Below are 21,519 nucleotides of genomic sequence, written 5' to 3' on the forward strand. Positions count from 1 at the left end.
GAAAAGGCCGGGAGATCCCCGGCCTTGGGAGGGGTCCAGGTTCCTTATCTCAAGGTGAGGGAATCTTTCAGGATCCGCGGCGTAATGAAGATGAGCAGCTCGGAGCGGTTGTCCGTCCTGGCAGTGTTGCGGAAGAGCCCGCCCACCATGGGCAGGTCGCCCAGCAGGGGCACCTTGGTCACGTCGTTGCGTTTTTCCTGTTCGAAGATGCCGCCGATCGCCACCGTGCCGCCGTTTTCCACTAGCACCTGAGTGGAGATCTGCTTGGTGTCGATGGCCGGGCCGGCCGTGGTGTTGACCCCCGGGCTGTCCTTGTTCACGTTGAGGGTCATGATCACGTTCTCGTCCGGGGTGATCTGGGGCTTTACCTTGAGGGAGAGGGTGGCCTTCTTGAACGCCACGCTGGTGGCCCCGCTGGAGGTGGCCTGCTGGTACGGAATCTCCGTCCCCTGCTCGATGGTGGCCTCGATCTGGTCGGCGGTCATCACCCGGGGGCTGGAGATGATCTTGCCGCGGTTGTCAGCCTCTAGCGCGGTCAGCTCCAGGTTCAGGAACTTGGTGGCCGCCTCGTTGAACAGCAGCAGGGAAAAGGCCCCCGGGTTGAAGGCGCCGATGCCCGCGGCGGGCAGGTTCACGTTGGTGAAATCGCTGAGGGTGGGTACCGGGGTGCCGATCTGGCCGGTGTGGAAGGTGGTATCCTCCAGGCGGGCGCCGATCAGGCCTCGGGAGCTTCCGATACCCGTGCCGAAGCCGTTGGATCGACGATCATGGTAGCCCAGCCGCACGCCCAGGTTGCGGGAGAAGTCGTCGTTCGCCTCCACGATCCGTGCTTCAATCATCACCTGCCGCACCGGCACGTCGATCTGGCGGATGAGGGCACGGATCTCGTCCAGCCTGCTTGGCGTGTCCTGGACGAACAAGATATTGGTGCGCGGGTCGACCACGGCGCTGCCCCGCTTGGAGAGGATCTTCTGGGTCGGATCGCTCAGGATCCTTTTGACGTCCTCTCCTCTCTGGTAGTTGAGCTGGAAGCTCTCGGTGATAGTGGGCTCCAGCTCGGCGATCTGTTGCTGTGCCTCGAGCTGCAGCTTTTCCCGCGCCGCGATCTCGTCCCGGGGCGCCACCAGGAGGACATTGCCCTCCCGCCGCTTGTCCAGCCCCTTGGCCTGGAGAATGATGTCCAGGGCCTGGTCCCAGGGCACGTCCTTGAGCCGCAGGGTCAGGTTGCCCGCCACCGAGTCGCTCACCACGATGTTGAGGCCGGTGAAGTCGGCAATCACCTGCAGCACCGCCCGCACTTCCACGTTCTGGAAGTTGAGGGAAAGCTTCTCCCCGGTATAGCGGGGCCGCGTACCGGCCGCCGCCCGGGCCGGGTCCTGGGCCACCGGCTTCACCTCGACGATGAACTTGCGGTCCGCCTGGTAGGCCGACTGCTCCCATAGCCCCCTGGGCTCGATCACCAGACGGGCGTTCCCGCCAACGGCGAAGCTCTCCACGAACTGGACGGGGGTGCCGAAATCGGTGACGTCCAGGCGGCGCTGCAGGTTCTTGGGCAAAGAGGTGTTGTTGAAGTCGACGATGATCTGGGTGCCCTGCCGCCGCAGGTCGATGCCGGTGGTGGTGTCGGACAGGTCCACGACGACCCGTCCTTCCCCCGCCGGTCCCCGGCGGAAATCCACGTCCAGGATGCTGTGCCTTACGTCGCCGAGCCGCGTTTCCGCGAACCGGGACAAGGTGGGCCCGGCCGCGCTACCGGCGGTCTCCACGCCGAGCAGGGTCACCACCACCTCGCTGCCCTCGACCCGGGTGTCGTAGCCCAGAGGGCGCTCCAGGTTCATGACCAGCCGCGTGCGGGAAGGGGCCTCAACGATGTTGACCGAGCGCAGGTCCCCCTGGCCCACCTGGAAAGTGCGGCCTAGAGCGTTCCCCGTGTCGGGGAAGTCCAGGGCGATGCGCGGCGGTTTCTGGACGGCGAAGCCGGCGGGCGGGTTCGCCAAGGGGTTCTTGAGCTTGATCTTTACCACCAGCCTGCCCTCGGCGCCGGGGGTGACCTCGAGCGCTTCGATGCTGTTCGATTGGGCCCATACCCGCCCGGCCACCAGGCTCGCCGCGATCGCGGCGGCGAGGCATGCCAGGGCGAATAAGCGCTTGGGTTCCTTGAGGAGGGTACGGCTCATGGCGACTGCTCCCTGAGATTTATTCGACGAGTTGCAGGCTCGCGGTCCGCTCGGTCCAGCCTCCGGCCCCTTCCTGGACCAGTTCCGTCAGCGTGACTTCCGCCTCGGTGATCCTGGTGATACGGCCGAAGTTCTGGCCCAGGTAATTGCCGACGGTGACCCGGAACACGTTGTTATCGGGGGTCTTGATGAGGGCGTGGACGCGCTTTCCGCGCTCGAGCGTCCCCACCATTTTCAAGTTTTCAAGGGGGTAGGCCTCCAGCGGTTCCCGAGGCCGGTTGAGGTCGGGCCCTGGACCGCCGGGGCCCGGCTTTCCACGGGTGTCGATCTCGCGCAGGGTGAACGGGTCCGGGAGATCGAAGGCGTTGTAAGCGAAGGCTTCATAGGACTTGACCTTGGGCAGGGGCGGCACCTTGCCCCGCAGGCCCTGGCCGGACTGCTCCACGAATTGCTTGAGATCGCTGAATTCCTCGGCCGAGCAGCCGGCCAGGGCGAGCGCGAGGAGAAGGATCGCGCGCTTCACTTCTTCCCTCCTTTCGCCGGCGCCGCCGCCTTGCGCTGGGCCGCCACTTCTTGCTCGTCTAGGTAGCGGTAGGTCTTGGCGACGGCGTTCATCACCAGGCCGTCCTTGGTCTTCTCGATGGACACGCTGTCCAGGGTGACGATCCGGGGCAGTTGCGCTACGTCGCTGGCGAACGCCCCCATGTCGTGGTAGTTGCCGGTGACGCGCACCTGGATCGGAAGCTCGGCGTAGAAGTCATACAGGGTCTCCCGGGGGGCCGGTTTGAACAGCTCGAACTGCAGCCCCCGGCCCAGCCCTGCCTGGTTGATGTCGGTGACCAGGGCGTCCATTTCCGCTTTGTTGGGCAACTGCCGCAGCATGGCGCCGAAAGTCTGCTCGATTTCCGCGAGCTGCTGGCGGTAAATGTCCAAGTTCACCGCCTCCTTTTTCTTTTCCAGGAAGGTTTGCTTGAGCCGTTCCTCCTCTTTTTTGCGGCTCTCCAGGGTTTCCAACTGGCTGCTCCAGTCGTAGAAGTAGCCTGCGGAAACGATGGCGAGCAACAGGAAAAGCATGACCCCCGCCTTGACCGGGGCCGGCCAGCCGCCGGGATTGCGGGTATCGAGTCGTCTCAGGTCGTCCAGGGTCATGGCGCTTACCCCTTGGCCTGGGCGCCCGCCGCCTGAGCGGTGCCCTCACCGCCCCCGGGCTGGGGCGGCGTCAGCTTGAAGTTGAGGGTGAACTGGTTCAGCCGCAGCTTGCCCACCTGCTCCGCCTTGATCTCGACGAGCTGGGGCTCCCCCAGCCAGGGAGAGTCCTCGATGTTGCGCATGAGGGTGGAGACCCGGGCGCTGGACTGGGCGTAACCCGTGAGGCTCAGGTTGTTGCCCGTCTGCTTGAGCCGGGTGAAATAGACGCCCTCCGGGACAATCCGCACCATCTGGTCCAGGAGGTGGACCACCTCGGTCCGGTTGGATTGGAGCTTTTCCACCACCTCCTTGCGGGCGAGCAGGGCCTGGATCTGGGTTTTCAAGGTCTTGATCTCGGCGATCTGCTTGTCCAGGACGGCGATTTGCTTCTTGAGATAGTCGTTGCGCGCTTCCTGGTGCTCGATCCGGCCGGCGAGCACCGTGTGCCCGGCGAACCAGACGACGACGCCCAGGCCCGCGGTCAGGGCCGCCGCGATGCCGAACTGCCGGTTACGCGCCCGACGCCGCTCAGCACGGTAGGGAAGCAGGTTAATGCGGATCATGCTGGATCGAACCTCCGAAGGGCCAGCCCGCACGCCACCAGGAGGGCCGGGGCGTCCGCCGAGAGCTGCACCGGCCGGATGCGGCTCGCGAGCTCCATGCCGGCGAACGGATTGGCGATCATGGTGTCCACCTGGGTGCGGGCCGCCACCGACTCGTCCAGGCCGGGGATGGCGGCGCATCCCCCGGCCAGCAGCACGTGGTGAACTTCGTTGTATTGGGTCGAGGTGAAAAAGAATTGGAGCGCGCGGGCCACTTCCAGGGCCAGGGTGTCACGGAAGGGCGCCAGGACCTCGCTTTCATAGCTTTCGGGCAGGCCGCCGCTGCGCTTGGCCGCTTCCGCTTCCTCCAGGGAGAGGCCGTAGCGGGCTTGGATCTGTTCGGTGAGCTGATGCCCGCCGAAAGGCTGGTCGCGCATGTACACCGACTGCCCGGCGCACAGCACGTTGAGGCTCATGTGGTGGGCGCCGATGTCCACCAGGGCCAGGGTCTGGTCGTAGTCCACGCCGGGAAGGTAGGGCATGACCCGTTCCAGGGCGTTCAAGGCGGCGTAGGGCTCCACGTCCATGACCGTCGCCTTGAGCCCGGCGGCCTGGGCCGCGGCTACCCGGTCCTCCACTTTTTCCTTGCGGGAGGCGGCGATCAAGAGCTCGACCTCCTCGGGGCTGGCGCCGGCCGGCCCCAGCACCTGGAAGTCCAGGTTGACCTCGTCCAGGGAAAAGGGGATATATTGATTGGCCTCCGACTCCACCATGACCTCGAGCTCTTCCTCCCGCTGGCCGGCGGGAACGACGATCTTCTTGGTGATCACGGCCGACGCGGGGACCGCCATGGCGACGGTTTTCACCCGGGTGCCCAGCTTTTTCCAGGCCCGCTTGATGGCCTCCCCCGTGGCCTCCAGGTTTACGATATTGCCTTCGGCCACGGCATCCTTCGGCATGGGCTCGATGACGTAGCGCTCGACCCGGTGCTTGTCCTTGCCGGCGGGGGCGAGCTCCACCATCTTCACGGCCGAGCTGCTCACGTCGAGGCCGACCAGGGGGGGCCAGGAAGCCGGGAAGAGGCTGGGGCCGAACTGGAAATTCCCTTTGAACATAGGCAGCTAGGTCATATTATCCAGAAGCTACATTAAAGGCTAGCAGCAACTACAAAAGATGTAAAGCAAAATTTATAGGGTTTTTTCCGTCGTGGTGTGCGCCCTATAATCCCCGCCTTTCCTGTCTTCGAGCGTCCCGCCTGATCATGTTCCGACGCTGGTGGTTCATCGCGCTGGTCGCCCTGTTTGGCTTGGGGGTGGCGGGCGCCCTCTTGATCGCCTTCGCCGCGATCATCACCTATCCCAAACTGCCGTCCTTGGAGGTGCTGACCGACTATCGGCCCAAGGTCCCCTTGAGGGTCTACACCCTGGACGGCCATCTGATCGGGGAATTCGGCGAGGAAAGGCGGGCCGTGGTGAGCATTCGCGAGGTGCCGGAGGTCCTGAAGCTAGCCATCCTGGCGGCCGAAGATGAGCGCTTCTACCAGCACGGCGGCGTAGATTATCTCGGAGTCTTGCGGGCCGCTTACAGCAACTTCGCCGCCGGCGGCGCCCGTCAGGGCGCCAGCACCATCACCATGCAAGTGGCGCGCAATTTCTTTCTGAGCAAGGAGAAGACCTTCACGCGGAAATTCCACGAGGCTTTGCTCGCGTTCAAAATCGAGCACAGCCTGAGCAAAGACCAGATCCTGGAGCTCTACATCAACCAGATCTATCTAGGCCAGCGGGCCTACGGGTTCGCCTCCGCCGCCCAGACGTATTTCGGCAAGTCGATTCAGGAATTGACCCTGGCCGAGGCGGCCATGCTGGCTGGGTTGCCCAAGGCACCGTCCCGCTACAACCCGGTCGCCAGCCCGGAGCGGGCGAAGCAGCGGCAGCTCTATGTCCTGCGCCGCATGCGCGAGCTGGGGCACATCACCGAAGCCCAGTACCGGGCGGCGGCGGAGCAACCCGTGGTGGCGCGCCGGCAGGCTCGAGAAGGGGAGCTTTCGGGAGATTACGTGGCCGAGATGGCGCGCCAGCTCATGGTGGACCGGTACGGGGAGGAAGCCTATACGCGGGGCTTCCGCGTCTATACCACCCTCCTCAAGGCCCACCAAGAGGCAGCACTTCAGGCGCTGCGCAACGGAGTGCTGGAGTACGACCGCCGGCACGGCTACCGGGGGCCCGAAGGCTACATCGATCTGGATCGGGCGGGCGACAACCTGGAAGAGGTGTTGGAAGACGCTCTGCAAGAGGTGCCCGAGGTGGGCCAGCTTCTGCCGGCGGTGGTGCTGGAGGCTGGGGGCGGCAAGCTCAAGGTGTACGTGAAAGGGGGCAAGACCCTCACCCTGGCGGGGGAGGCGATCCGCTTCGCTCAGCGTAACCTGAGCGACAAACTGCCGCCGAATCAGCGGTTGCGCCGAGGCGCCCTGGTGCGGGTGCGTAGCGATGGCGGCGAGCGCTGGCAGATCGCCCAGTTGCCGGCCGTCGAAGCGGCCCTGGTAGCCATCGACCCGACCGACGGCGCCATCCGGGCGCTGGTGGGGGGGTTCGACTTCGGCCGCAGCAAGTTCAACCACGCGGTCCAGGCGTGGCGCCAGCCCGGCTCCGGGATCAAGCCCTTCGTCTATTCCGCCGCCCTGGAAAAGGGGTTCACCCCGGCCTCCATCATCAACGACGCGCCCATCTATTTCGACGCCGCCCAGACGGGAGACGAACCGTGGGAGCCCAAGAACTACGACGAAAAGTACGAAGGCCCCACGCGCCTGCGCACCGCGCTGGCCAAGTCGAAAAACCTGGTGTCGGTGCGCATCATCCAGGCGATCGGCCCCAAGTACGCCCAGGATTACCTGACCCGGTTTGGGTTCGATCCGGCGCGCCATCCCCCCTATCTGACCCTCGCCCTCGGCGCTGGGACGGCCACGCCTGTCCAGATGGCCACCGCTTACGCGGTCTTCGCCAACGGGGGCTATCGGGTGGTGCCCTACTTTATCGAGCGCATCGAGGACGAAAACGGCACGGTGATCGCCCGAGCTATGCCGGCCCGGGTGGGCGAAGGCGCCGAGCGGGTGATCGACGAGCGCAACGCCTTCATCATGACCTCCATGCTGCGGGAGGTGGTGCGCAGCGGCACCGCCGCCCGGGCCATGAAGCTCGGCCGCAACGACCTGGCGGGCAAGACCGGCACCACCAATGATTTCGTGGATGCTTGGTTCAGCGGCTTCCATCCGTCCCTGGTGGCGGTGGCATGGATCGGGTTCGACAATCCCCGCTCCCTGGGCAAGGGAGAGACCGGGGCCAACGCCGCCTTGCCCATCTGGATGGAATACATGGCCAAGGCACTCAAGGGGGTCCCCGAGGCCGACTTCCCGATGCCTGAAGGCGTAGTCGTGGCCCGGGTGAATCCGGATACCGGCCTTCTGGACAGCACCGGCCAAGGCATCCCGGAATACTTCTATCGGGAAAACGTCCCCCTAGCTGACCAGGGCACGTGGCTACCCGCCCTGGGCGCCCGCGGCGGGGACGAGATCAGGAACCAGTTGTTCTAACGCCTAGGCTTGTGACGAGGGCAGGATGGGCCGAACGACCGGACCCAGACGCAACCTGATGCGGGAGCGCATCGCTCATCTCGCCGCTAGGCTCATGGCCCGGGACGGCATCCAGGACTTCGGCACCGCCAAGCGCAAGGCAGCCGAGCAACTGGGGGCCGCCGACACCCGCAACCTCCCCAACAACAGCGAGGTGGAGGAAGCGCTGCGGGCTTTCCGGGCCCTCTACGAGCCGGAGGAGCACCGGGCGGTGCTGCGGGCGTTGCGCCAGGTGGCCCTTGCGGTGATGCGGCGGCTGGAGGCGTTCAATCCCCATCTCACCGGTGCGGTGTTGACCGGGGTGGCCGGCAAGCATTCCGACATCAACCTGCAGTTATTCACCGATTCGGTCAAGGACGTGGAGTATTTCCTGATGCGGGAGCGCATTCCCTATCGGGTGGGGGAGCGGCGGGTGGCCACGGGAGACGGGTGGCGCAGCGTGCCCCTCTTCACCCTCGAGGCCGAGGGGGCGACGGTGAACGTGGCGGTCTACGGCACCAAGGATCTCTGGAGCGCTGGACGCCCGGGGGCGGAAGACGGCGTCCCAGTCCGGGCCAAGACGGCTTACGTGGAGACGCTTCTGCGGGAGGACGGCGAGGAGTAGCCCACGGCTCTTCACCGCTCCTCTTCTTTGAGCCAGCGGGCCGCGTCCAGGGCGAAATAGGTGAAGATCCCGTCGGCGCCGGCCCGCTTGATGGCGAGCAAGGACTCCAGCACACAGGAGCGCTCGTCGAGCCAGCCGTTGGCCGCCGCGGCCTTGAGCATGGCGTACTCCCCGCTTACCTGGTAGACGAAGGTGGGGGAGCGGAAGGCGTCCTTTACCCGGCGCACGATGTCGAGGTAAGGCAGCCCCGGTTTCACCATGACCATGTCGGCGCCCTCTTGCAGATCCAGGCCCACTTCCCACAGGGCTTCGTCCGAATTGGCCGGATCCATCTGGTAGGTGAATTTATTTCCCTTACCCAGGCTCGCGGCCGAGCCCACCGCGTCCCGGAACGGGCCATAGAAGCTGGAAGCGTACTTGGCGGCGTAGGCGAGAATGCGGGTATGGATGTGGCCCGCTCCGTCCAGGGCCTCGCGGATGCGCCCGATGCGCCCGTCCATCATGTCGGAGGGGGCGACCACGTCGGCGCCGGCGGCGGCGTGCAGGGTCGCCTGGCGGGCGAGCACGGCTACGGTCTCGTCGTTGACTACGTAGCCCGATGCGTCGATCAAGCCGTCCTGGCCGTGGCTCGTGTACGGGTCCAGGGCCACGTCGGTGATGACCCCCAGTTCGGGAAAGCGCTGCTTCAAGGCCTGGACCGCCCGGGGCACCAGCCCTTCCGGGTTCAGGGCTTCCCTCGCGTCGGCGCTTTTCAGCGCCGGGTCCACCACCGGGAACAGGGCCACGGCGGGCACCCCCAGCCGCAGGCACTCTTCAGCCCGGGCAAGCAACCGGTCGAGGCTGAGGCGATGTACCCCCGGCATGGACGGGACCTGCTCCTCGCGGCTCGGGCCGTCCAGGACGAACACCGGGTCGATCAAATCGGCGGGATCCAGGCGATGCTCCCGCACCAGCCGGCGGGAAAACTCATCGCGGCGGAGCCGGCGCATCCTGCGCCGGGGGTAGCTGCCCAGCGGTATCATGAGCTCACCTCGCGTCGTCGGCTTGGGCCTCGGGCCGAAGCCGGGGGAACTTTCGCCCCAGACGGTAATCATAGCTTGCAGACGATGGTTTTCATCGTCTCCCGCTTCTCCTCCCTGAGCGGGTGCCTTAATCCTTATTAAGGCCGTGGCCCCCGGTTTTACTCCCCTTTAGCCGGGGGCATTTTTTATCTCCAGCCAGTGGGCGAGCCGCCCGGCAAGCTCGTCCGCCCCCTGGCGGGTGACGGTAGAAAAGAGCTGCAGGCTTACCTGGGGCGCCTGCCGGTCGAGGGCTTCCCTCACCGCCGCCAGGGTTCGCAGCGCCTGCTGGCGGGAGAGTTTGTCCGCCTTAGTGAGCACCGCGTGCACCGGTTTACCGCTCTCTTGCAGAAAGAAAAGGAGCTGCCAGTCCAGGGGCGTCAAGGGGTGGCGCACGTCCATGAGCAGCACCACCCCCACCAGGGAGGGCCGGGCCTGTAGATATCCGCTCACCAGCTCCCCCCAGGTTTCCCTCACCGCCAGGGGCACCCGGGCGTACCCGTAGCCGGGCAGGTCCACGATGAAGCGGCCGTCACCGCAGCGGAAGAAGTTGATCTCCCGGGTACGGCCCGGCGTCTTGCTCACGTAGGCGAGACGCCTGCGCTGGGCCAGGGCGTTCAGCAGGCTGGATTTGCCGGCGTTGGAGCGACCGCCGATGGCCACCTCTCGCACTGATGGGGGCGAGTCCGCCAGCCGGGTGACGCTGACGGCGAAGGAAAGCTGGTGAAAAGGATTCATCTGGGAGCGCTTGGGACTCCCTGCAGGGGCCATCGATGTCTCGTACGGGTGGCATGGTAACAGAGGGCTAGTATAGAATTTCGCAATTTTTCAGTCACAAGGAGCCGAGATGAAGCGGACCCGCGCCGGTATCGGGGCGCTTGGGCTAGCGGTTTGGGCCCTGACCGCCTCTGCCCAGGAAGGAAGCCTGGCCCAGGGCCAAAGCATCGCGTCCCAGGTCTGCGCCGCCTGCCATGGGGCGGACGGCAACAGCCCGACGCCCACCAATCCCCATCTGGCCGCCCAGCACGCCCGATACATCGCCAAGCAGCTTGACAACTTCAAGTCCGGCGCGCGGCAAAACGCCATTATGGCGGGCATGGTGACGACTCTCACCCCGGAGGACATGAAAGCCCTGGGCGTCTACTATGCCCAGCAGAAGCTGCGGCCTGCCCAGGCGAAGGACGAGGCGCTCGCCCGGGAGGGGGAGAAAATCTATCGGGGCGGCATCGCCTCCAAGGCGGTCCCGGCCTGTGCCGCCTGCCACGCGCCCAACGGCGCCGGAATCCCTGCCCAGTACCCGCGCCTCGGAGGACAGTACGCGGAGTACACCGCCGCCCAGCTCAAAGCCTTTCGCTCGGGAGAACGGGCGAACGACCCCGAGGGCATGATGCAAGCCATCGCTTCCAGGATGACGGACCGGGAGATTCAGGCGGTGGCGGAATACATCGCGGGGCTGCGGTAGGAGGCTGCGCTTCGGTATGGAGGCGGCCGGCTCGGGCCGCCTTCTCCTCTTGTCAAGACCGCAGGGCGTCGAAGGCTCGCTCCGCCGCTTCCAGGGTGCGCTCGATCTCGGCCGGCCCGTGGGCGGCCGAGACGAAGCCCGCCTCGAAGGCCGACGGCGCTAGGTACACCCCTTCGCCCAGCATGCGGTGAAAGAAGCGGTTGAAGGCTTCCCGGTCGCAGGCCAGCACTTCCCCGTAGGTGGTGGGCGGCTCCTCGCGGAAGTACAGCCCAAACATGCCCCCGATCGCCTGGACCGAGAAAGGAACCCCCTTGCGGCGGGCCGCCGCCGCGAGTCCGTCGGTGAGGGCCCGGACGGTGGCGGCAAGCCCCTCGTAGAAGCCTTCCACCTGGACCCGCTTCAGGGTGGCGAGCCCCGCCGCCACCGCTACCGGGTTGCCGGACAGGGTGCCCGCCTGGTACACGGGCCCCAGGGGCGCGAGATGCTGCATGATCTCCCGGCGCCCACCGAAGGCGGCCACGGGCAAGCCTCCCCCGATCACCTTGCCCAGGGTGGTGAGGTCGGGCTGGAGGCCGAACAACCCCTGGGCCCCGCCGAGGCCGACCCGGAAGCCGGTCATCACCTCATCGAAGATGAGGAGAGCCCCGTGCTGGGTGCACAGGGCGCGCAGCCGCTGGAGGAAATTGAGCCGCGGCAACACCAGGTTCATGTTGCCGGCGATGGGCTCCACGATCACGGCGGCGATCTCGCGCCCGAGCCGGGCGAAGGCCTCTTCCAGCCCCGCCGTATCGTTGTAGGCGAGCACCAGGGTGTGGGCCACGGTTTCCTCCGGCACCCCGGCCGAGCTGGGCTGGCCGAAGGTCAACGCCCCGGAGCCCGCTTTCACCAGCAGGGCGTCCCCGTGGCCGTGGTAGCAGCCTTCGAACTTGACGATGCGGCTGCGCCCCGTGTAGCCCCGGGCGAGTCGGATGGCGCTCATGGTGGCCTCGGTGCCGGAGCTCACGAGCCGCACCTGTTCCATCGACGGCACGAGCCGGCAGAGCAACTCCGCCATCTCCAGCTCCAGCTCGGTGGGAGCGCCGAAGCCCAGGCCCCGCTCGGCCTGGGCCTTGACCGCCGCCACCACCTCCGGATGGGCGTGGCCGAGGATCGCCGGGCCCCAGGACCCCACGTAGTCGATGTAGGACCGTCCGTCCGCGTCCCACAGGAGCGGGCCCTGGCCGCGGACGAAGAAGCGGGGCGTACCCCCCACCGCGCGGAAGGCCCGCACCGGCGAATTGACCCCGCCGGGGATGTAGGCGGCGGAGCGCTCGAACAAGGCTTCGTTGCGGGAGGGCTGGCCGGAGGCTGGCTCAAGCGGCGGCGTTGTAGTCATGGCGATGGCTGATCGAACAAGCGGCTGAACGCCCGCGCCGCGCCCTCCACGTCGGGGGCGTCGAACAGGGCGCTGATGACGGCCAGGGCGTGGGCGCCGGCGCGGATCACCTCGGAGGCGTTTTGCGGCGTGATGCCGCCGATGGCCACCAGCGGGACGTCCAGCGCCCGCCGCGCCTCGCCCAACAAGGCGAGGGGCGCGCGCACCGCCTCGGGTTTGACCGGAGAGGGGAACACGGCGCCGAAGGCCACGTAGTCGGCGCCCTGGGCCACCGCCTCCCGGGCCCGATCCAGGCGGTCGTAGCACGAAACCCCCAGGAGCATCCCTGGCGGCAGCCGCCGCCGGGCGGCTTCGACGGCCTCGTCCTGGGCCCCCAAGTGCACTCCGTCGGCGCCGACCGCCAGGGCGAGGTCTACCTGGTCGTTGACGATGAAAACGCGCCCGAAGGCGCGGCACAGGCGGGCTAGGGCCCGGGCCTGCTCCAGGGCAAGGGCCGGGGTGGCGCCCTTGGCCCGGTACTGAATCACCCGCGCTCCCCCCCGCAGGGCCTGCTCCACCTTCGTCTCGAGCACTCCCGTCTCGGCACACTCCGGGGTGACGGCGTACAGGCCGGCGATGGGCGTGCAGCTCCGGGCGGGCGCGGCGTTAACGGCTCCCTTCATCGCCTTCCCGCGCCCAGAACAACCGGTCGGGCAGGTGCTGCCCCATACCGGGCCGGAACCCGGACTTCAGGGCATGCCAGGTGTATTCCTGGGCTTCCCGCACCGCCTCCGGCAGCTCCAGCCCGTTAGCCAGGGTCGCGGCGATGGCGGAGGCCAGGGTGCACCCCGAGCCGTGGAAACTTCCCGGAAGCCGCGGCCAGGCGTCGGAGCGCACGATCCCTTCGCTGGAGTAGAGGGTGTTGATCACCTCGGGGGTGTTTTCGTGGGTGCCGGTGATGAGCACGTACTCGCACCCCAACGCCAGCAGCCGCTGGGCGCACTGGTGCAGATCCGGGTCGTCTTCCTCGTCCGCTTCGTCGGCGGCGAGGCGCCGCGCTTCCATGCTGTTGGGGGTGATCAGGGTGCTCTGGGGAATGAGCAGTTCGCGGAGGGCAGAGAGCATCTCCTCGGAGGCGAGCTCGTCGCCTCGTCCGGAGGCGAGGACTGGGTCCAGCACCAGGGGCACGTCGGGATAGTCCGCCACCACCTCGGCCACCGCCGCGGCTATCTCCACGCTGCCCAGCAGGCCGATCTTGAAGGCGTGGACCGGCATGTCCTCGAGGACGCCCCGCGCCTGGTCGGAGACCCAGTCGGGATCCAGGGGCATAAGCCCTTCCACCCCGGCGGTGTCCTGCACCGTGATGGCGGTGATGACGGACAAAGGATGACAGCCCATGCTGGCCAAGGTCAGGATGTCGGCTTGGATGCCCGCGCCGCCGCTGGGGTCCGAGGCGGCGAACGCGAGCACGATAGGAGGGGTCTCGGCCATGATGGCTTATAATATTCAGCTATTTTACTGAAAACCCCGTTCCATGGTCGAAACATCCACCACCGTCGTCTACAAGAAGTACATGTGCCTCGTGTGCGGCTTCATCTACGATGAGGCGCTGGGGCTGCCCGAAGAGGGCATTCCCCCCGGCACCCGCTGGGAAGACGTGCCCATGAACTGGACTTGTCCCGAGTGCGGGGCGCGCAAGGAAGACTTCGAGATGGTGGAGATCTAGCCCGAACATTTCACGAAAACCCCCCTGACATGAGGTGCCGGTAGGCAAGGCATCGAATTGGGCTAAAACCCCCAGGCGTGATTTGTCCCGCCGGGCTAGCCTGCCGATCCTGCTTCCCGGGCAAGACCGCGCCGCTCCGCCACCCGATTGGCGGCGGCGACGAACTCGGCCACGCCCAGAGTCTCGGGCCGGCGCCGGGGATCCAGCCCCAGGGCGGCCCAGTCGGCTTCCTCCAGGTATGCGCCCATGGCGTTTCTTAGCATTTTGCGCCGCTGGCTGAAGGCGGCGGTCACTATTTCCCGGAAGAGCCCCTCTACCCTGGCCGGATGGGGGAGTTCCCGATAAGGGACGAGTCTCACGAAGGCCGAGTGCACCTGGGGAGCGGGCCTGAAGGCCCGGGGCCCGATGTCGAACAGCCGCTCGATGCGGAAGCGGTACTGGAGCGTTACCGAAAGCCGGCCGTATTGGGCGGTTCCGGGGGCGGCGGCCATGCGCTCCACCACCTCTTTCTGCAGCATGAAATGCATGTCCCGCACCTCCCGGGCGAATCGCTCCAGGTGAAACAGAAGGGGCGTGGAGACGTTGTAGGGAAGGTTGCCTACGAGCCGCAGGTCGTCGCCCAGGGCGCCGAAGTCGAAGCGCAGGGCGTCGGTGCAGTGCACGGCGAGCCGCCCTTCAGGGTAGCGGGCCCGCAGCGCCGCCGCCAGATCCCGGTCGATTTCCACCACGATCAAGCGGCCCGCCTGCTCCAGGAGCGGCTCGGTGAGGGCCCCCCGGCCGGGCCCGATCTCCACCAGGCGCTCCCCCGGCCGGGGGTGCACGGCGTCCACGATGCGCTGGATTACCCGGGGCTCGACCAGGAAATGCTGGCCGAAACGCTTGCGGTGAACGGGCACCGGCGCCTCGGGGCCTCAGGACGGGCGGCCCGCCTTCTCCCGCGCGGCGAGCCGCCAGGCCAAGGCGATGGCGGCCCGCAGGCTGCCTGGGCCCACCTCGCCCGTGCCCGCGCGATCGAGGGCCGTGCCATGATCGACGGAAGTGCGCACGATGGGCAACCCCAGGGTGACGTTGACGGCCTGACCGAAGGAAGCGTGTTTCAGCACCGGCAGGCCCTGGTCGTGGTACATGGTTAGCACGCAGTCCCCCTGGGCCAGCACAGGAGGGTTGAACAGGGTGTCGGCGGGCAGCGGTCCGCTGAGCCGCATCCCCTCGGCCCGCAGCCTCTCCACCACGGGGACGATCACCTCCAACTCCTCTCGGCCCAGATGCCCGCCCTCCCCCGCGTGGGGGTTGAGTCCGGCCACCAGGATGCGGGGTTCGGTGATGCCGAACCGGTCCGCTAGCTCGGTGTGGAGCACTCGCAGGGTCTCCTCCAGGAGCTGGGGGGTGAGGGCCTCCGCCACCGCCCGCAGGGGCAGGTGGGTGGTCGCTAGGGCCACCCGCATGCCGGCTCCCACCAGCATCATGACCACTCGCTGGGTGCCGGTGGCCTGGGCCAGGTACTCGGTGTGACCGGTGAAGGGGATCCCGGCTTCGTTGATTGCGCCCTTGTGCACAGGGCCCGTTACTAGGGCGGCGAATTCCCCCGAGCGGCAGCCGGCGATGGCCCGGTCCAGGGTGGCGAGGACATAGGGACCGTTGGCCGGATCCAGCCGGCCCGGCCGGCTGGGGGCGGCGAGAGGGACGTGGAGCACGGCGAGCCGACCGGGAAGGAGGGGGCTTCCCGGGACAGGCGGGTAATCCGCGATCTCGATCGGCCGGCCGAGGGCCCGGGACCGCTCCGCCAGCAAGTCCCGGTCCGCGATGACCACCAGGGGTGCCGGCGGCGGTTCATGGGCGAGCAGCACCGCCAGATCGGGACCGATCCCGGCGGGCTCACCGGGGGTGAAAGCAAGGGGGGACGCCTGCCGCACGGTGTTCACCCGCTCAACCCTCGAGCCGGACCTCCACGTAGGCCTGGTCCCGCAACTGGCGCAGCCATTCCTCGTACGCCTCGTCCGCCTTGCGGGCCTTGATGGACTGGCGGGCGAGGACCCGTTCCCGCTCCTTGGTCATGTCTCCCGTGCGCCGCTCCAGCACCTGGATCAGATGCCAGCCCAGGGGCGTTTTCACCGGCTCGCTCACTTCCCCGGGCTGCAAGCTTTCCATCGTCCGCTCGAAGGCGGGCACCGTGTCGCCGGGGCTCACCCAGCCCAGGTCTCCGCCCTGGGAAGCACTGGGATCCTCCGAGTGCAGGCGCGCCAGCTCGGCGAAGTCGGCCCCGTTCACGATTCGCTCTCGCAACTGCAGGAGGCGATTGCGGGCCTCGTCCTCGGACAAGGTTTCCCCTGGGCGCACCAGGATGTGCCGCACGCGGGTCTGGGTGACCTGCGCCGGGGCTCCGGGACCGCGCCGGTCCTCCAGCCGCAGGATGTGGAAGCCGTTAGGGCTGCGCAGGATGTCGCTCACCTCCCCGGGGTTGAGCTTTACCACCGCTTCGGCGAATAGCTCCGGCAGCCGGCTCAGGGGGCGCCAGCCCAGGTAACCTCCTTGCAGGGCGTCCGGGGCGTCGGAATATACCGCGGCCACCTGGGCGAAGGGCTTGCCCGTCTTGAGCTCCGCCAGGGCCGCTTCCGCCCGGGCGCGCCGGGCCTGGATCTCGCCGCTGGTGGCCTGCTCCGGGACCCGCACCAGGATGTGGGATACCGCGTATTCGCCCCCGGTGATCTGGGTGGCCTGGGTGGCGAGAAAGTTGTCGATCTCCCCTTCGCTCACCGCGATCCGGCTGTCGATCTCCCGCTCCCGCAACCGGGCGAGGATCATTTCCTTGCGGATCTCTTCCCGGAAATCGGCGTAGTCCACCCCGTCCCGGGCGAGCACCTCGCGGAACTGGGCGACGGTCATGCGGTTCTGCTCCGCGATGGCCGCGATCGCCCGGTCGAGCTGGAAGTCGTCGATGCGCAATCCCGTCTGCCGGGCGTACTGCACCTGGATGCGGTCCATGATCAGACGCTCCAAAATCTGCCGGCGCAGCGCCTCCGAGTCCGGTAGCGCCGTCCCCTGGCGGGCGAGCTGCTTTTTCACCAGTTCCAGGCGCCGGTCCAACTCGTCCTGGGTGATGACCTCCTCATTGACCACCGCCACGATGCGGTCCAGGAGCTGGATGCGCTCGGCCCCCAAGGCCGGTGGGCCAGCGGCGAAGGTGGCGGTGAAAACCGCGAGTGCAAGGAACAGGGTAGGAATTGCCATAGGCGATCGAAACCCTCGAAAAGATGCCATAGGGGGCGCTAACGCTCGCCGGCGGATTGCTCCCGGTACAGGTCCACTTCGGTGAATCCGGGAATGCTCGAGCGCAGCACGTGGAGCGGATCCGCGCCGATCTTGCCGAGCCCGGTGAATTCGAGCTGGACGAAGAACGCGTTGGAGGCCTGGTCCACGGCGGTTGCGATGCGGTGGGCGACGAACCGGATGGACCAGCAGCCCGCGTCGTACTCCAGTCCGGCCAGGGCGTCCAGCACCCGGCTTTCGCGCAGCGAATAATTATAGCGCATGACCCCCTGCCACCGACTGCCGAGGGGCCACTGGGCGGACACGTCCACCTGCTCCAGGGCGTTGCGGGTGAAGCGATAACCCACGTTGGCTACCTTCCCCGGCGCCGGGTGGTAGCGGGCGTAGAAATTGAGCTTTTCGGTTTCGTTGTCGCTCGGGTTCCACTGCATGCTGGCGTCGAACAGCCAGCTTTGGGTCAGCTGGCCGCCGAGGCTCGCCAGCAGATCGGAGCGGTTGCTCGGGCTGATGGGGCTCGCGAGCTGCACCCGGGGCTTCTCGAAACGGAAGCGCTGGCCCAGGGCAAAGCGCAGCCGCTCCGCGCCCGAGTCCGGCTCCAGGAGCCGGGAGGTGAGGGCGACGGTGACCTGGTTCGCGTCCCCGATCCGGTCGGAGCCGGTGAAGCGGTTCTCGGTGAAGATCTGGGCGAAATTGAAATCCGCGTCCGCCGAGTCGAAGTTGGGCAGCCGGTCCTGGTCGCGGAAGGGCACGTAGACATAGAACAGCCGGGGTTCCAGGGTCTGCAGGAAGCGCTGGCCGAAGGCGCTGAAGTGTCGCTCCAGGAAAAGGCCGGCGTCGACGCTGCCGATCGGCACGCTGCGGCTTGGGCTCGCCTCGGGCCCGGAGCGGTCCAGGTCGTAGCGGGTGTAGTGAAGCCCCGCCTTCGGCGCGAGATAGGCGAAGGAGGCGCGCATGGGGTAGCTTAGCGTGGGATAGGCGACCAGGCGGCCACCGGTCACCAGCGTCGGATGTTCGAAGCGCACCGCCTCGGCGTTGAGGCCCAGGTCGGCGCCCAAGACATCCGGCTTCAGCCCCTGCACCGCGAGCTGGGGCAGGCGGTCGTAGGGCGGCGTGATGGGCGCCAGGGGGTCCTGCAGGGTCTGGTACTTCTGCGCCCGGGCGATGGCCGTCCATCCCTCGCCGGCGTAGCTGAGCATGCCCTCCTGGGGCAGATTGGTCTGGGAGGTGAGGGTCACGGAGCTGGCCAGGTCGCGGAAATAATTGTCGTCGGAGACCCGCTGGAAGTTGACGGCGCCCCCCAGTTGCGGGCTGAAGGCGTGGGCGTGCTGCAGCAGCAGCGCCCAGCGGTCGCGCCCGCTCACCTGGTCGTCGGGCAGGACGTCCACCTTGGCTTCCCCGTGGTAGCCGCGCTCCAGGTAGCGGAACTCGTTGGCCAGCATCAATCCCCGCCGGGCGATGACGCGGGGGGCGATGGTGGCGTCCCGGTTCGGCGCGATGTTCCAGTAGTAGGGCAGGGTGACCTCCGCCCCACCCTGGGTGGTGGTGCCAATGACCGGCGGGAGAAAACCGGACTTGCGCTCCTTGCCCAGGGGAAAGTCCACGTAGGGTGAGTAGAGGATCGGCACGCTCTGGAACTCCAGCCAGACGTTGCGCGCGACGCCGATGTTGGCGTTGCGGTCGATCTCCAGGTCCGCCACCCGCAGGTACCAGTCGTCCCGGTTGACCGGGCAGGTGGTGTAGCTCGCCCGTTTTGCCCGGTAGCGGTTCTCTCCTTCGAACAGGAAGAGCTGGGCGTCGCCCCGGGCGTTGTTGAGCTCCAGTTGGTAGACGGGCGCTTCCATCTGCCCGGTCTGGGACTCCAGGTTGAACTCCAGGCGGGGGCCCCGCACCACGTTGCCGCCGCGCTGTACCACCACATTGCCGAGGGCGAACACGTCCTCCCGCGGCGGATGGTAGATGATCAGATCGGCGGAAAGGCTCTGGTCGTCCTGTCGCAGGATAGCGTTGCCCTCGGCGCGCACTTCCCGCTGGCCAATGCCTTCGATGCGGTCGGCTTCCACCACCACGGGCTTTTCGCCGGTGGGCGCGACGCCGCTAGGGGTCGGCGGAGCCGCGGGTGCGGCTTGCGGGGAAGGCGCCGGCGGCGGAGGTGTCGCAGGGGCCGGCGGTGGAGACTGATCGCCCGACGGCGGAGCTTCGGCGGGCGCGAGGAGGGCCGGGTCCACGGCCAGCTTCGGCAGGCCGATGGGTTGGGAATGCGCGGTAGGAACGAAGAGGCACGCGACCGCAATCGCCACCGGCCGCATAAGCATCTGCATTATTGGGATTTTGTCGGCAGGCAAGGTGCTAAAATCGCACAAACCCATCGGATTCGCAATCGCCCGCGCGCCCTGCCATGGAGAGACTCGAACGGCTGAACGCCTGGCTGGCTGAAGTCTTGCCCGGACGCCGTCTCCACCTCGAGCCGGCGTCCAGCGACGCCAGCTTCCGCCGCTACTTCCGCGTCCGCTCGGACAGGGAGAGCTGGATCGCCATGGACGCGCCCCCGGACAAGGAGCCCTGCGGGCCTTTCGTTCGCGTGGCGGAGCTGCTGCGCCGAGCGGGCGTACACGCGCCCGCCATCCTCGCCCAGGACCTCGCCCAGGGTTTCCTGCTGCTCGCCGACCTGGGCACGCAAACTTACCTGGACGTGCTGAACGACCACAACGCCGACGCCTTGTTCCGGGACGCGGTGGAGGCCCTGCTCAAGTGGCAGCGGGCGAGCCGCCCGGGGGTGCTGCCCCCCTACGACGAGGCCTTGCTCCGGCGGGAGATGGAGCTCTTTCCCGAGTGGTACGTGGGGCGGCACTTGGGGCTAGCTTTGAACCCGCGCCAGCGGGAGGCGCTGGAGGCCATCTTCCGCCTGCTGATCGGGAGCGCGCTGGCGCAACCGCGGGTCTACGTGCACCGGGACTACATGCCCCGCAACCTCATGGTGAGCGATCCCAACCCGGGCGTGCTGGACTTCCAGGACGCGGTGGAAGGCCCCCTCACCTACGACGTGGTGTCCCTATTCCGCGATGCCTTCGTGAGCTGGCCCGAGGAGCGGGTGCTCGACTGGACCATCCGTTACTGGGAGAAGGCGCGCGCCGAGGGGCTTCCCGTCGATCCCGATTTCGCCGCCTTCTACCGCAGCTTCGAGTGGATGGGGCTGCAGCGGCACCTCAAGGTGCTCGGCATTTTCGCCCGCATCTGCTACCGCGACGGCAAGCCCCACTACCTCGCCGACACGCCCCGGTTCGTGGCCTACGCCCGGGAGGTGGCCCGGCGCTACCGGGAGCTCGCGCTCCTCGCCCGGCTGCTGGACGACCTGGAAGGACGCGCCCTCAGCGTGGGGTATAGCTTTTGAAGGCCATGATCCTGGCGGCGGGCCGGGGCGAGCGCATGCGGCCCCTGACCGACCGGCTGCCGAAAGCCCTGCTGGAAGTGGGCGGCCGGGCCCTCATCGAGTGGCACCTCACACGCCTGGCGGCCTGCGGCGTGCGGGACGTGGTGGTGAACCATGCCCACCTGGGCGCCCAGATCGAAGAGCGGCTGGGCAGCGGCGCCCGCTACGGGGCGCGGATCGCCTACTCCCGGGAGCCTGAAGCCCTGGAAACCGCCGGCGGTGTCGCCCTGGCTCTGCCCCTGCTGGGGGAGGCGCCCTTCCTGCTGGTGAACGCGGACGTCTATACCGACTTCGATTTCGCCCGGCTCGTGGACGTGGAACGGGTCTTGCCCTCCCCATGGGACGCCTGCCTGGTGCTGGTGGACAACCCGTCCCATCGCCCGGAAGGCGATTTTGCCCTGATTGAAGGACGAGTGGAGATCGAAGGATCGCCCCGGTTCACCTACAGCGGCATCGGGCTTTACCGGCCCCGGTTCTTCGCCGGCATCGCTCCCGGCGCTAAAGCGCCCCTGGGCCCGCGTCTCAAGGCGGCTGCAGCGGCGGGGCGGGTGCGGGGCCTGCATCACCCCGGGCGCTGGGTGGACGTGGGTACCCCCGAGCGGCTGGCCCTCGCCCAGGCCCTCGCAACCGAAGAGCCGCGCTGATGGAACCGGGCGAAGTGTACGCGGTGGTGACCCTGGACCGGGCCTGGCTCGCCGAGGCGCGTTCGGCGTGGCTCGCCCTCATGGAGCTGGCGGTGTTCGGCGACGTGAAGTCTTCCCGCCTCGGGGCCACGACCCGGCTGCGCAAGCGGGCGCTGGAGGTGGGGGAGCGGTTGCGCTCCCTGGGGGCGGACCGGGCCTGGATCCCGCATCCCCGGGAGCAGCTCAAGAACGCCCTGGCGAGCGCCCTGGCTCTGCGAGAGAGCCTGGCCCAACTGGAGACTCAAGCCCGAGAAGTGGACGGCGGCGAAGAGGCGCAAGCGCTCGTAGCGGCGATCCGCCGGCTGGAAGCGCTGGTGGAGGGACTGCGGCCCCTGGAAAACCGTTGGGCCTCGACCCTGGAAGCGTTGAACCGCGGGCCAGGGAACGAGGACTGAGTTTCTGGGCC

The 21,519-nt window shown here is 67.6% G+C and carries 21 protein-coding genes; 7 read left to right on the plus strand and 14 right to left on the minus strand.

The features are described from left to right. Window positions 1–44 precede the first annotated feature (44 nt). Genes pilQ through ACUVYZ_RS03810 form a run of 5 tightly spaced genes read right to left on the minus strand, consistent with a single transcriptional unit; the run spans window position 45 to window position 5,022 of the window. Complete coding sequence (pilQ, locus tag ACUVYZ_RS03790; protein ID WP_439935313.1) at window positions 45–2,177, minus strand: type IV pilus secretin PilQ; 2,133 nt, start codon at window positions 2,175–2,177, stop codon at window positions 45–47. 19 nt (window positions 2,178–2,196) lie between these two features. Beyond that, entirely contained in the window at window positions 2,197–2,700 is a 504-nt protein-coding gene (locus ACUVYZ_RS03795; protein ID WP_439935312.1) for a pilus assembly protein PilP, read from the minus strand. Continuing rightward, window positions 2,697–3,326 carry a type 4a pilus biogenesis protein PilO gene (locus ACUVYZ_RS03800; protein WP_439935311.1) on the minus strand — a complete coding sequence of 210 codons (630 nt, stop codon included), beginning with the start codon at window positions 3,324–3,326 and terminating at the stop codon, window positions 2,697–2,699. The genes ACUVYZ_RS03795 and ACUVYZ_RS03800 overlap by 4 nt, the downstream gene beginning before the upstream one ends. Before the next feature lie 5 nt (window positions 3,327–3,331). Next, window positions 3,332–3,928 carry a PilN domain-containing protein gene (locus ACUVYZ_RS03805; protein WP_439935310.1) on the minus strand — a complete coding sequence of 199 codons (597 nt, stop codon included), beginning with the start codon at window positions 3,926–3,928 and terminating at the stop codon, window positions 3,332–3,334. Continuing rightward, the gene (locus ACUVYZ_RS03810; protein WP_439935309.1) at window positions 3,925–5,022 is read right to left on the minus strand and encodes a pilus assembly protein PilM; all 1,098 of its coding nucleotides are present in this window, start codon (window positions 5,020–5,022) and stop codon (window positions 3,925–3,927) included. Before ACUVYZ_RS03810 ends, ACUVYZ_RS03805 begins: the two co-directional genes overlap by 4 nt. A gap of 146 nt (window positions 5,023–5,168) precedes the next feature. On the opposite strand from ACUVYZ_RS03810, the gene ACUVYZ_RS03815 reads away from it, so the two are divergent. Together ACUVYZ_RS03815 and ACUVYZ_RS03820 are read left to right on the plus strand one after the other, a co-directional pair. Further along, window positions 5,169–7,493 carry a penicillin-binding protein 1A gene (locus tag ACUVYZ_RS03815; RefSeq protein WP_439935308.1) on the plus strand — a complete coding sequence of 775 codons (2,325 nt, stop codon included), beginning with the start codon at window positions 5,169–5,171 and terminating at the stop codon, window positions 7,491–7,493. A gap of 25 nt (window positions 7,494–7,518) precedes the next feature. After that, a complete protein-coding gene (locus tag ACUVYZ_RS03820; protein WP_439935307.1) occupies window positions 7,519–8,136 on the plus strand; it encodes a hypothetical protein in 618 nt (205 codons plus the stop codon). Between the two features lie 11 nt (window positions 8,137–8,147). Here ACUVYZ_RS03820 and hemB read toward each other — a convergent pair whose 3' ends face one another. Next, a complete protein-coding gene (hemB, locus tag ACUVYZ_RS03825; protein WP_439935306.1) occupies window positions 8,148–9,158 on the minus strand; it encodes a porphobilinogen synthase in 1,011 nt (336 codons plus the stop codon). Between the two features lie 168 nt (window positions 9,159–9,326). Then, entirely contained in the window at window positions 9,327–9,965 is a 639-nt protein-coding gene (yihA, locus tag ACUVYZ_RS03830; RefSeq protein WP_439935305.1) for a ribosome biogenesis GTP-binding protein YihA/YsxC, read from the minus strand. Window positions 9,966–10,041: 76 nt separating this feature from the next. On the opposite strand from yihA, the gene ACUVYZ_RS03835 reads away from it, so the two are divergent. Beyond that, a complete protein-coding gene (locus ACUVYZ_RS03835) occupies window positions 10,042–10,656 on the plus strand; it encodes a c-type cytochrome (protein ID WP_439935304.1) in 615 nt (204 codons plus the stop codon). A gap of 52 nt (window positions 10,657–10,708) precedes the next feature. Here ACUVYZ_RS03835 and hemL read toward each other — a convergent pair whose 3' ends face one another. The 3 genes from hemL to thiD are packed head-to-tail and all read right to left on the minus strand — an operon-like array spanning window position 10,709 to window position 13,501. Next, entirely contained in the window at window positions 10,709–12,031 is a 1,323-nt protein-coding gene (gene hemL / locus ACUVYZ_RS03840) for a glutamate-1-semialdehyde 2,1-aminomutase (protein WP_439935303.1), read from the minus strand. Continuing rightward, the gene (gene thiE / locus ACUVYZ_RS03845; protein WP_439935302.1) at window positions 12,028–12,693 is read right to left on the minus strand and encodes a thiamine phosphate synthase; all 666 of its coding nucleotides are present in this window, start codon (window positions 12,691–12,693) and stop codon (window positions 12,028–12,030) included. Before thiE ends, hemL begins: the two co-directional genes overlap by 4 nt. Beyond that, window positions 12,677–13,501: a bifunctional hydroxymethylpyrimidine kinase/phosphomethylpyrimidine kinase gene (thiD, locus tag ACUVYZ_RS03850; protein ID WP_439935301.1), complete on the minus strand. Its 825-nt coding sequence runs from the start codon at window positions 13,499–13,501 to the stop codon at window positions 12,677–12,679. Before thiD ends, thiE begins: the two co-directional genes overlap by 17 nt. Window positions 13,502–13,544: 43 nt before the next feature. Between thiD and ACUVYZ_RS03855 the strand changes: the two genes are divergently transcribed. Continuing rightward, window positions 13,545–13,736 carry a rubredoxin gene (locus tag ACUVYZ_RS03855; RefSeq protein ID WP_333841272.1) on the plus strand — a complete coding sequence of 64 codons (192 nt, stop codon included), beginning with the start codon at window positions 13,545–13,547 and terminating at the stop codon, window positions 13,734–13,736. A 95-nt stretch (window positions 13,737–13,831) separates the two neighbouring features. On the opposite strand, the gene rsmA is transcribed toward ACUVYZ_RS03855, so the two are convergent. Genes rsmA through ACUVYZ_RS03875 form a run of 4 tightly spaced genes read right to left on the minus strand, consistent with a single transcriptional unit; the run spans window position 13,832 to window position 19,069 of the window. After that, window positions 13,832–14,632, minus strand: coding sequence for a 16S rRNA (adenine(1518)-N(6)/adenine(1519)-N(6))-dimethyltransferase RsmA (gene rsmA / locus ACUVYZ_RS03860; protein WP_439935300.1), 801 nt, complete (start codon window positions 14,630–14,632; stop codon window positions 13,832–13,834). Window positions 14,633–14,647: 15 nt separating this feature from the next. Then, window positions 14,648–15,649 (minus strand): 4-hydroxythreonine-4-phosphate dehydrogenase PdxA, encoded by a 1,002-nt coding sequence (gene pdxA, locus ACUVYZ_RS03865; protein WP_439935334.1) that lies wholly within the window; start codon window positions 15,647–15,649, stop codon window positions 14,648–14,650. Window positions 15,650–15,662: 13 nt separating this feature from the next. After that, complete coding sequence (locus ACUVYZ_RS03870; RefSeq protein ID WP_439935299.1) at window positions 15,663–16,964, minus strand: peptidylprolyl isomerase; 1,302 nt, start codon at window positions 16,962–16,964, stop codon at window positions 15,663–15,665. Window positions 16,965–17,002: 38 nt separating this feature from the next. Further along, complete coding sequence (locus ACUVYZ_RS03875; RefSeq protein WP_439935298.1) at window positions 17,003–19,069, minus strand: LPS-assembly protein LptD; 2,067 nt, start codon at window positions 19,067–19,069, stop codon at window positions 17,003–17,005. A 329-nt stretch (window positions 19,070–19,398) separates the two neighbouring features. Between ACUVYZ_RS03875 and ACUVYZ_RS03880 the strand changes: the two genes are divergently transcribed. Genes ACUVYZ_RS03880 through ACUVYZ_RS03890 form a run of 3 tightly spaced genes read left to right on the plus strand, consistent with a single transcriptional unit; the run spans window position 19,399 to window position 21,508 of the window. Beyond that, complete coding sequence (locus tag ACUVYZ_RS03880) at window positions 19,399–20,391, plus strand: aminoglycoside phosphotransferase family protein (RefSeq protein ID WP_439935297.1); 993 nt, start codon at window positions 19,399–19,401, stop codon at window positions 20,389–20,391. Continuing rightward, window positions 20,388–21,074, plus strand: a complete 687-nt coding sequence (gene murU / locus ACUVYZ_RS03885; RefSeq protein WP_439935296.1) for an N-acetylmuramate alpha-1-phosphate uridylyltransferase MurU — start codon at window positions 20,388–20,390, stop codon at window positions 21,072–21,074. The genes ACUVYZ_RS03880 and murU overlap by 4 nt, the downstream gene beginning before the upstream one ends. Next, window positions 21,074–21,508 (plus strand): hypothetical protein, encoded by a 435-nt coding sequence (locus ACUVYZ_RS03890; RefSeq protein WP_439935295.1) that lies wholly within the window; start codon window positions 21,074–21,076, stop codon window positions 21,506–21,508. The genes murU and ACUVYZ_RS03890 overlap by 1 nt, the downstream gene beginning before the upstream one ends. Window positions 21,509–21,519 lie beyond the last annotated feature (11 nt).

The organism is Pelomicrobium sp. P1, from assembly GCF_052805615.1.

Excerpts from the sequence above, each read along its gene's own strand:
- hemB (WP_439935306.1), bottom strand. The coding sequence starts at position 9,158 with ATGATACCGCTGGGCAGCTACCCCCGGCGCAGGATGCGCCGGCTCCGC.
- pilQ (WP_439935313.1), bottom strand. The coding sequence starts at position 2,177 with ATGAGCCGTACCCTCCTCAAGGAACCCAAGCGCTTATTCGCCCTGGCA.
- ACUVYZ_RS03835 (WP_439935304.1), top strand. The coding sequence starts at position 10,042 with ATGAAGCGGACCCGCGCCGGTATCGGGGCGCTTGGGCTAGCGGTTTGG.
- thiD (WP_439935301.1), bottom strand. The coding sequence starts at position 13,501 with ATGGCCGAGACCCCTCCTATCGTGCTCGCGTTCGCCGCCTCGGACCCC.
- ACUVYZ_RS03815 (WP_439935308.1), top strand. The coding sequence starts at position 5,169 with ATGTTCCGACGCTGGTGGTTCATCGCGCTGGTCGCCCTGTTTGGCTTG.
- ACUVYZ_RS03805 (WP_439935310.1), bottom strand. The coding sequence starts at position 3,928 with ATGATCCGCATTAACCTGCTTCCCTACCGTGCTGAGCGGCGTCGGGCG.
- hemL (WP_439935303.1), bottom strand. The coding sequence starts at position 12,031 with ATGACTACAACGCCGCCGCTTGAGCCAGCCTCCGGCCAGCCCTCCCGC.
- ACUVYZ_RS03800 (WP_439935311.1), bottom strand. The coding sequence starts at position 3,326 with ATGACCCTGGACGACCTGAGACGACTCGATACCCGCAATCCCGGCGGC.
- ACUVYZ_RS03880 (WP_439935297.1), top strand. The coding sequence starts at position 19,399 with ATGGAGAGACTCGAACGGCTGAACGCCTGGCTGGCTGAAGTCTTGCCC.
- ACUVYZ_RS03890 (WP_439935295.1), top strand. The coding sequence starts at position 21,074 with ATGGAACCGGGCGAAGTGTACGCGGTGGTGACCCTGGACCGGGCCTGG.
- ACUVYZ_RS03820 (WP_439935307.1), top strand. The coding sequence starts at position 7,519 with ATGGGCCGAACGACCGGACCCAGACGCAACCTGATGCGGGAGCGCATC.
- ACUVYZ_RS03870 (WP_439935299.1), bottom strand. The coding sequence starts at position 16,964 with ATGGCAATTCCTACCCTGTTCCTTGCACTCGCGGTTTTCACCGCCACC.
- thiE (WP_439935302.1), bottom strand. The coding sequence starts at position 12,693 with ATGAAGGGAGCCGTTAACGCCGCGCCCGCCCGGAGCTGCACGCCCATC.
- yihA (WP_439935305.1), bottom strand. The coding sequence starts at position 9,965 with ATGGCCCCTGCAGGGAGTCCCAAGCGCTCCCAGATGAATCCTTTTCAC.
- ACUVYZ_RS03810 (WP_439935309.1), bottom strand. The coding sequence starts at position 5,022 with ATGTTCAAAGGGAATTTCCAGTTCGGCCCCAGCCTCTTCCCGGCTTCC.
- ACUVYZ_RS03855 (WP_333841272.1), top strand. The coding sequence starts at position 13,545 with ATGGTCGAAACATCCACCACCGTCGTCTACAAGAAGTACATGTGCCTC.